This is a genomic window from Desulfotomaculum copahuensis (genome assembly GCF_001655685.1).
GTDB classification, from domain to species: Bacteria; Bacillota; Desulfotomaculia; order Desulfotomaculales; family Desulfovirgulaceae; genus Desulfotomaculum_G; species Desulfotomaculum_G copahuensis.
The window spans coordinates 1-1,352 of the sequence record NZ_LYVF01000087.1 but is presented as its reverse complement, the minus strand read 5'-3'; the positions used below and the strand labels follow the sequence as shown (position 1 = coordinate 1,352).

General features: G+C 49.3%; 1 protein-coding gene. It reads left to right on the top strand.

The features are described 5' to 3' along the window. Positions 1-194 precede the first annotated feature (194 nt). A partial coding sequence (ltrA, locus tag A6M21_RS06645; protein ID WP_242868788.1) for a group II intron reverse transcriptase/maturase occupies positions 195-1,352 on the top strand: 1,158 nt, incomplete at its 3' end.

The window sequence follows — 1,352 nt, the reverse complement described above, 5'->3', positions numbered from 1 at the left end:
ACAACCGAAGCTGAAATGCCAAGGGGAACGATAAAACCGGGGGTGACGAGCCTGCTGGATTTATCGTCCGCTCAGGTGGAGTACTGCGACAATAAACGGTAAGATTGCCATCGAGCTAGAGACGCCGGAAAATCGCAGGAATAAACCGCCGCGAAGTTGACAGGGACAACGGGAGCATGACGAAATCAGGTGGAATGATGAAGAAATGGTACAGCCTCATAGACAAAGTATACCGGATGGATAATCTGGAAAAGGCCTATCGGGCCGTTAGAGCCAACAAAGGAGCTCCCGGAATAGATGGGGAGACCGTGGAAGCCTACGGCCGGAACCTGAAAGAACGGCTGGGCCAACTTCATCACGAACTGAAAACCGGCAAGTACGAACCACAACCGGTATTAAGGGTGGAAATTCCCAAACCGGACGGCAGTAAACGACCACTGGGGATACCCACCGTAAAAGACCGGGTAGTCCAACAAGCCCTGCTCAACATATTGCAACCCATCTTCGAGCCTGACTTTCACCCATCCAGCTATGGGTACCGGCCGGGACGCTCCTGCCACCAGGCGGTAGCCAAAGCAGAAAGATTTATGAACAAATATGGATTAGAATACGTAGTGGACATGGATCTTTCCAAATGCTTCGATCGGCTGGATCACGAATTAATACTAGAAGGGGTAAACCGGAAAGTCAGTGACGGCAGTGTACTGAAATTAATCAAAAAGTTCCTCACTGCCGGAGTCATAAAAGACGGGGCCTGGGAAGGAACGGAAATAGGTAGTCCGCAAGGGGGTGTAATCTCCCCGCTGCTAACCAATATCTACCTTGACCGTTTTGACCAGGAAATGAAAAGCAGGGGTATCCGCATTGTGCGTTACGCGGATGATATTCTCGTATTCGCACGGACGTATCGGGAAGCCCGAAGATACCAGCAGATAGCCACAGAAATACTGGAAAGAGGCCTGAAGCTAGTTGTGAACAAAGAAAAGACGCACCTGACCAGTATTTGGCAAGGAGTAGCCTATCTTGGATTCATCATCCGGGCCAGAGCGTTATCGATACATCCAAAGAAACTAAAGAATTTTAAGAAGAAAATTAAGCAGCTAACGCCCAGGAATCACGGTATGAATGTCCGGGAAATGGTAAAGCGTCTAAATCCGGTTCTCAGAGGCTGGGCCAACTATTTCAGGGTGGCTAACTGCAAAGGCATATTTACCCAACTAATGGAGTGGATACGCAGAAGGCTGAGAATGAAACAAATGCGGGAATGGAAGAGCTGGAAGCAGTTGCATAAAGCACTGCACAGACGTGGCTATAAAGGAGAGTTCGAGAAAATCTCCATGAGGCGCTGGCGC